7 protein-coding genes are annotated in these 6,836 nt (G+C 70.0%); 3 read left to right on the top strand and 4 right to left on the bottom strand.

What is annotated here, in order from left to right; all coding sequences use genetic code 11:
• Positions 1–168 precede the first annotated feature (168 nt).
• Both AB0K15_RS40240 and AB0K15_RS40235 read right to left on the bottom strand, forming a co-directional pair.
• Entirely contained in the window at positions 169–594 is a 426-nt protein-coding gene (locus AB0K15_RS40240; protein ID WP_364063361.1) for an SRPBCC domain-containing protein, read from the bottom strand.
• Entirely contained in the window at positions 591–929 is a 339-nt protein-coding gene (locus AB0K15_RS40235; RefSeq protein ID WP_364063358.1) for a metalloregulator ArsR/SmtB family transcription factor, read from the bottom strand. Before AB0K15_RS40235 ends, AB0K15_RS40240 begins: the two co-directional genes overlap by 4 nt.
• 163 nt (positions 930–1,092) lie before the next feature.
• Here AB0K15_RS40235 and AB0K15_RS40230 point away from each other — a divergent pair, with 163 nt between their 5' ends.
• Together AB0K15_RS40230 and AB0K15_RS40225 are read left to right on the top strand one after the other, a co-directional pair.
• On the top strand, positions 1,093–1,449 hold the full coding sequence (locus AB0K15_RS40230; RefSeq protein ID WP_364063355.1) for a YciI family protein: 357 nt from the start codon (positions 1,093–1,095) through the stop codon (positions 1,447–1,449).
• A complete protein-coding gene (locus AB0K15_RS40225; protein WP_364063352.1) occupies positions 1,422–2,678 on the top strand; it encodes an RNA polymerase sigma factor in 1,257 nt (418 codons plus the stop codon). The genes AB0K15_RS40230 and AB0K15_RS40225 overlap by 28 nt, the downstream gene beginning before the upstream one ends.
• A gap of 48 nt (positions 2,679–2,726) precedes the next feature.
• Here the strand turns inward: AB0K15_RS40225 and AB0K15_RS40220 are convergent, their stop codons facing one another.
• Together AB0K15_RS40220 and AB0K15_RS40215 are read right to left on the bottom strand one after the other, a co-directional pair.
• Positions 2,727–3,335, bottom strand: a complete 609-nt coding sequence (locus AB0K15_RS40220) for an FMN reductase (protein ID WP_364063349.1) — start codon at positions 3,333–3,335, stop codon at positions 2,727–2,729.
• A gap of 34 nt (positions 3,336–3,369) precedes the next feature.
• Positions 3,370–4,461, bottom strand: a complete 1,092-nt coding sequence (locus AB0K15_RS40215; protein WP_364063346.1) for an LLM class flavin-dependent oxidoreductase — start codon at positions 4,459–4,461, stop codon at positions 3,370–3,372.
• Positions 4,462–4,775: 314 nt separating this feature from the next.
• Between AB0K15_RS40215 and AB0K15_RS40210 the strand changes: the two genes are divergently transcribed.
• The gene (locus tag AB0K15_RS40210; RefSeq protein WP_364063343.1) at positions 4,776–6,827 is read left to right on the top strand and encodes a DNA topoisomerase IV subunit B; all 2,052 of its coding nucleotides are present in this window, start codon (positions 4,776–4,778) and stop codon (positions 6,825–6,827) included.
• The last annotated feature ends 9 nt before the right edge of the window (positions 6,828–6,836 follow it).

Genomic DNA, 6,836 nt, shown 5'->3' with positions numbered 1-6,836 from the left:
TTCCCGTGTTGCCCGTTTTCCCCGCGGCCCCATTTGTCGTTTACCCCCTGGGGGCGGGGCACCCGGCCCCCCCCCCCCCCCACACCCCCCCCCCCCCCCCCCCCCCCCCCCGGGCGCACGCGTCCGAAGTGGACCGCGCGTGGATCCGGCGTCGGCCGGAAACCGGTGTCAGGCCTGCGCGCCGAGGTGTGTGCCGAGCTTGTCGAGCCAGTCAGCCGTGCCCTGCTCGCGCCACGCCGGCTCCTCGTGTCCGTCGAGGAACGTGCCCTGTTCGGTGAGCACCAACCGGGTGCCGGTGCCGTCCGGGACCAGCTCGACCGTGGTGACCGAGACCGTCGCGAGGCCCGCGGCGCCGCTCAGCGCGCCGGAGTAGACGATGCGCTCACCGTCGACGATGTCGTGGTAGTCGGCCGTGAAACTGAGGTCGCCGGTGCGGTTGGTCTCCCGGCCGCCGACGCGGAAGTCCAGCGAGTGGTCGGCTGCGCCGAACCAGCTCGCCTTCGCGGCCGGGTCGGCCCACGCGGCGAACACACGCGCGGGCGGCGCGGGGTAATGGCGTTCGAGAGTGAACGTGGAGTGTTTGACGTCGGTCATGACGTGTTCCCTTCCTGTCGGTCGGCGGCCAGAAGGCCACCGAGACGGTCGAGCCGGTGTTCCCAGCCGGTGCGCTGCTCGCCCAGCCACTGCTCGGCCAGGCGCAGGCCCGCCGGCTCCAGCCGGTACGTGCGGACCCGGCCGGCCTTCTCCGAAGCCACCAGCCCGCACGACTCGAGCACCCGCAGGTGCTGCATCACGGCGGGCAGCGACATCGCAAACGGTTGCGCCAGCTCCTTCACCGCGGCAGGTCCGGTGACCAGCCGCGCCACGAGCTCGCGCCGGGTCGCGTCGGCGAGTGCCTGGAACACCCGGTCGAGCTGATGGTCAACCATGTGCTTAACCATGCGCGCGTCTCGCCCAATAGTCAAGTGGATGCTTAACTAATTATTTCCGGAGCACTGTCGGTCCGGGCGGTCCCCGGTGGTCGCAGAGACGAAACAGCTCGACCCCGCGCCCGCGGCGCGGTAGGAAACCACCAGAGAGAAGGGCGAGCCGATGCGCTACATGATGCTGATCTGCGGACGGAGCCACGAGGACACCCGGCCGGTGCCCGACGAACCGATGGACTCGGCCACCGAGGCCTGGGTCAAGGAGATGGACGGGCGGGGAGTGCGCCTGACCGGCAACCGGTTGCGGCCCGCGAGCATGGCGACCACCGTGCGCGTGAACGACGGCGAGGTGCTGCTGTCCGACGGGCCGTTCGCCGAGACGAAGGAGCAGATCCTCGGCTTCGACCTGCTGGAGTGCGAGAACCTCGACGAGGCCGTCGAGGTGGCGTCGAAGCACCCCGCCGCGCAGTACGGGCCGATCGAGGTCCGCCCGCTGTGGCTCTGGCCCGGGGAAACGCCCTGAGCGTCGAAGCCGCCGTCACGGCCGCCTTCCGGGAGGAGGGCGGCCGCGTGGTGGCCACGCTGATCCGGCTGACGGGCGACTGGGACCTGGCCGAGGAGTGCGTGCAGGAGGCCCTGGCCCGGGCGCTGGAACGCTGGCCGCGCGACGGCGTGCCCCGACGGCCCGCGGCGTGGCTCACCACCACCGCGCGCAACCACGCGCTGACCCGGCTCAAGCGCAGCACGACGGAAGCCGCGAAGCTGCGTGAAGTCGCCGCGCTGGCGCCGACCGAGGAGCCCGAAGCCGACCCCAGCGGCGTGCAGGACGACCGGCTCCGGCTGATGTTCACCTGCTGCCACCCGGCGTTGCCGCTCGAAGGCCGCGTCGCGCTCACGCTGCGGACGCTCGCCGGACTGACGACGGCCGAGATCGCGCACGCGTTCCTCGTCAGCGAACCGACGATGTCGCAACGGCTGGTTCGCACGAAACGCAAGATCCGCGAAGCCGGCATTCCCTACCGCGTGCCGCCCGCACACCTGCTGCCGGAACGCACGGCGGCCGTGCTCGGCGTGCTGTACCTGCTGTTCAACGAGGGTTACGCGGCGACCGCCGGCGACGAGCCCGCGCGCCACGACCTCTGCGCCGAGGCCATCCGCCTCGCCCGGACGCTGCTGACACTCATGCCCGACGAGCCCGAGATCGAGGGCCTGCTGGCGTTGCTGCTGCTCCAGCACTCCCGCCGCGGCGCGCGGCTCGACTCCGACGGCGAGCTCGTGACGTTGGAAGACCAGGACCGGTCACGCTGGGACGCGGCGGCGATCGACGAAGGGCTCGCCCTCGTGGACACCGCGCTGCACCGCGGCTCCCCCGGCCCGTACCAGCTCCAGGCGGCCATCGCGGCCTGCCACGCGGCCGCTCCTGCGGCTTCGGACACGGACTGGCCGCAGATCGCCGCGCTGTACGGGGAACTCGCGAAGCGCGTGCCGTCACCGGTGGTGCAGCTCAACCGCGCGGTGGCCGTCGCGATGGCCGACGGACCGGCGGCCGGCCTGGCGCTCGCCGACGCGATGGCGGGCGACCTCGACGGCTACCACCTGCTGCCGGCCACGCGAGCCGATCTGCTGCGCCGCCTCGGCCGTCGCGACGAAGCCGCGGACGCGTACCGCGCGGCGCTCGCGTTGGCCGGAAACGAAGCCGACCGCCGCTTCCTGCGCCGCCGCCTGAGCGAAATCTCCCCCGAAACGCCGTGAAGGGCACCTGGAGGGAACTCCTCCACGGTGCCCTTCACCGACTGTCGGCTAGAAGCCCTCGCCGGCGAGCAACTGCTCGAACGGCAGCGACGTCAGCTCGTCCGAAGCCTTCGCCTCGGGGGCGGCCGAAACCGCCGCCGCCAGCTCGCCCGCCGCACGTTCGACGCGCCGCTGCAGCGTGCCGGTCGCGCTCGCGCTGCCCCAGTCCGACGACGCGGCGTACACGCCCGTCGCGACGGGAATCGCGCGCAGGTAAGCGAAGAGCGGGCGCAACGCGAAGTCCAGCACGAGCGAATGCCGTTCCGTGCCACCGGTCGCGGCGATCAGCACCGGCTTGCCCTCGAGCGCTTCCTTGTCCAGGACGTCGAAGAAGGACTTGAACATCCCGCTGTAGGAGGCGGTGAAGACCGGCGTGACGGCAATGAGACCGTCGGCGCGCGTCACCGTGTCGATGACTTCCTTCAGCTTCGGGCCGGGGAAACCGGTGACCAGGTTGTTGGTGACGTCCACGGCGGTGTCGCGCAGCTCGATCACCTCGACCACGGTGTCGGGGCCCAGTGCGGTGCGCGTCGCGTCCGCCAGCCGGTCGGCCAGCAGCCGCGTCGACGACGGCTGGCTCAGCCCGGCGGTGACCACGGCGATGGTGCGTGCGGTCATTTCTGCCTTCTTCTTTCCGGGAACGAGACGGGGTTCAGACGAGGTTTTCTTCGGTGTCCTTCGCGGCCTTCAACGACTCGTGGGTCGGCGCGTCCGGCACGTGCTCCGGCCGCATCGACTCGAGCTCCTTGCGCAGCACCGGCACCACCTGCTCGCCGAGCAGGTCGAGCTGCTCCAGCACGGTCTTCAGCGGCAGGCCGGCGTGGTCCATGAGGAACAGCTGGCGCTGGTAGTCGCCGAAGTGCTCGCGGAAGGTCAGCGTCTTGTCGATGACCTCCTGCGGGCTGCCGACGGTCAGCGGCGTCTGCGACGTGAAGTCCTCCATCGAGGGGCCGTGCCCGTACACCGGCGCGTTGTCGAAGTACGGCCGGAACTCGTTCCACGCGTCCTGCGACTTCGGCCGGATGAAGGCCTGCCCGCCGAGGCCGACGATGGCCTGGTCGGCCTTGCCGTGGCCGTAGTGCTCGTAGCGCTGGCGGTAGAAGCCGATCAGCTGCTGGTAGTGCGACGTCGGCCAGAAGATGTGGTTGGCGAAGAAGCCGTCGCCGTAGTACGCGGCGAGCTCGGCGATCTCCGGGCTGCGGATGGACCCGTGCCACACGAACGGGGGCACGTCGTCCAGCGGGCGCGGGGTGGAGGTGAAGCCCTGCAGCGGCGTGCGGAACTTGCCTTCCCAGTCCACGACGTCTTCGCGCCAGAGGCGGCGCAGCAGCGCGTAGTTCTCGATGGTGAGCGGGATGCCCTGGCGGATGTCCTGCCCGAACCACGGGTACACGGGGCCGGTGTTGCCGCGGCCCAGCATGAGGTCCACGCGACCGTCGGCCAGGTGCTGCAGCATCGCGAAGTCCTCGGCGATCTTCACCGGGTCGCTGGTGGTGATCAGCGTCGTGGACGTCGACAGCGTGATCGTCTTCGTCTGCGCGGCGATGTAGCCGAGCATCGTCGTCGGCGACGAGGGGACGAACGGCGGGTTGTGGTGCTCACCCGTCGCGAACACGTCGAGGCCGACCTCTTCGGCCTTGAGAGCGATCCGGACCATCGCCTTGATGCGCTCGTGCTCCGACGGCGTGGTGCCGTTGGTGGGGTCGGTCGTGACGTCGCCCACCGAGAAGATTCCGAACTGCATGACCGCTCCTCAGCCGGGTAGTTCGTGGTGCTGCTTCCTTGCCTGCACAACTGCTCGCGCGAAAGAAGTATTCCACAGTGACAATGCGGGTGACCCCGCGCACTCCCCTGCCGGGACCCCTGACCCACGGGACTCTCGCCACACCGGGGCCCGAGCGCGCGGAAGCTGTCGGGGTGTGCGGATATCCTGCAGTACGGTGTCGGCTCGGGGCCTGCCCGGGACGCCACCGTCCGCGGGCACTGGACCCTGAACCACCTGCCTGACCGACCAGCCCTAACGCCGTACAGCGAGCCAAGATCCGGGAGAGCGACCTCGTGACTGCTGAGACTCTGTACGGGGCCGACGACCTCACGCACCTCGAGGGCCTCGAAGCCGTCCGCAAGCGCCCCGGGATGTACATCGGCTCCACCGACAGCCGTGGCATCAACCACCTGTTCTCGGAGATCGTGGACAACTCCACCGACGAGGGCGTCGCGGGCCACGCCACGCGCATCGTCGTCACCCTCCACGCCGACGGCAGCGTGCAGGTCGACGACGACGGCCGGGGCATCCCCACCGGCGTCCACGCGAAGTCGGGCCTTTCGGGCGTCGAGCTGGTGCTCACGCGGCTCCACGCCGGCGGCAAGTTCGGCGGTTCGGGCTACAAGACCTCCGGCGGCCTCCACGGCGTGGGCGCGTCGGCGGTCAACGCACTGTCGCACCGCTTCGACATCACCGTGAAGCAGAACGGCAAAGTGCACCAGATGTCGTTCGCGCACGGGGTGCCCGGTACGTTCGACGCGCCCGGCCCGAAAGCGAAGTTCACGCGGCACTCCGGCCTGAACCTCGTGGGCAAGATGAAGCGCGGCGAACGCAGCGGCACGTCGATCCGGTACTGGTACGACGCGCGCTACTTCGAGACGGGTGCGGCGCTCGACGTCGAGGGCGTGCGCGCGAAGCTGCGCAACACCGCGTTCCTGGTGCCCGGCGTCACATACGTGCTGCGCACGGCCATCGAGGACACCATCAACGAGGAGACCTTCCACTACCCCCACGGGCTGGTGGACATGGTCGACTTCCTCACGCCGTCGGGCGAGAAGCCGGTGTGCGGCACGCTCGTGATCACCGGTGAAGGCACGTACAAGGAGAACGCGGCCGACGCCAACGGTGTGATGCAGTCCAATGTGGAGCGTCTCGCCGAGGTCGAGGTGGCGCTGCGCTGGGGCACCGGCTACGAGCGCACGGTCGAGTGCTTCACCAACACGATCCGCAACGTCCACGGCGGCACGCACCGCCGCGGCTTCGACCGTGCCGTCACGCGCGCGCTGCAGGACGCGATCGGCAAGACCCGCGGGCTGCTCAAGCCCAAGGAGGACCCGCCGACGCTGGAAGACGTGCTCGAGGGCATGACCGCCGTGATCCACGTGCGGCTGCCGGAGCCGCAGTTCACGTCGCAGACCAAGGACGAGCTGTCCACGGCCGGCATCACACGCGTGATCCAGGGCATCGTCGACAAGCACGTGAAGGCGTGGGTCGACGACCGCAAGACCAAGTCCGAGGCGAAGGTCGTGCTGCAGAAGGTGGTCGACGCCGCGCGCGTGCGGCTCACCCAGAAGCAGCAGAAGGACGCCGCGCGGCGCAAGACCGCGCTCGAGGGCGCGGCGATGCCGCCGAAGCTGGTCGACTGCCGCACCACGGGCGTCTCCCGCAGCGAGCTGTTCCTCGTCGAGGGTGACAGCGCTTTGGGGTCGGCCCGCATGGCGCGCGTGTCGGAGTACCAGGCGCTGCTGCCGTTGCGGGGCAAGATCCTCAACGTGCAGAAGGCGTCGCTCGGCGACACGCTGAAGAACGCCGAGATCGCGTCGATCGTGCAGGTGCTCGGCGCGGGCACGGGGCGCACGTTCGACCTCGCGACGATGCGTTACGGCCGCGTGATCCTGATGGCCGACGCCGACGTCGACGGCTCGCACATCCGCACCCTGCTGATCACGCTGTTCGCGAAGTACATGCGCCCCGTGATCGAGGACGGCCGGCTGTACGCGGCGATGCCGCCGTTGCACAAGCTCGTGACGAAGGGCCGCAACCCGGAGACGCACTTCACCTTCACGCAGCGCGAGATGGAGACGAAGTTCGCGGAGCTGGAGAAGGCGGGCAAGAACATCGTCACGCCGGTGCCGCGGTTCAAGGGCCTCGGCGAGATGGACGCCGACGAGCTGTGGGAAACCACGATGAACCCCTCCACGCGCTCCGTCCGCCGCATCACCATGGACGACGCCGAAGCCGCCGAGAGCGCGCTCGAACTGCTGATGGGCGAGAAGGTCGAGCCCCGGCGCAACTGGCTCGTCGCCTCCTCCGACCGCGTCGACCGCGACGCCATCGACGTCTGAGTTTTCCTT

The sequence above is a fragment of the Amycolatopsis sp. NPDC049253 genome (assembly GCF_040678995.1).
Classification (GTDB): domain Bacteria; phylum Actinomycetota; class Actinomycetes; order Mycobacteriales; family Pseudonocardiaceae; genus Amycolatopsis.
This window is presented reverse-complemented; position numbering and strand designations above follow the sequence as displayed.

Excerpts from the sequence above, each read along its gene's own strand:
- AB0K15_RS40240 (WP_364063361.1), bottom strand. The coding sequence starts at position 594 with ATGACCGACGTCAAACACTCCACGTTCACTCTCGAACGCCATTACCCC.
- AB0K15_RS40235 (WP_364063358.1), bottom strand. The coding sequence starts at position 929 with ATGGTTGACCATCAGCTCGACCGGGTGTTCCAGGCACTCGCCGACGCG.
- AB0K15_RS40230 (WP_364063355.1), top strand. The coding sequence starts at position 1,093 with ATGCGCTACATGATGCTGATCTGCGGACGGAGCCACGAGGACACCCGG.
- AB0K15_RS40220 (WP_364063349.1), bottom strand. The coding sequence starts at position 3,335 with ATGACCGCACGCACCATCGCCGTGGTCACCGCCGGGCTGAGCCAGCCG.
- AB0K15_RS40215 (WP_364063346.1), bottom strand. The coding sequence starts at position 4,461 with ATGCAGTTCGGAATCTTCTCGGTGGGCGACGTCACGACCGACCCCACC.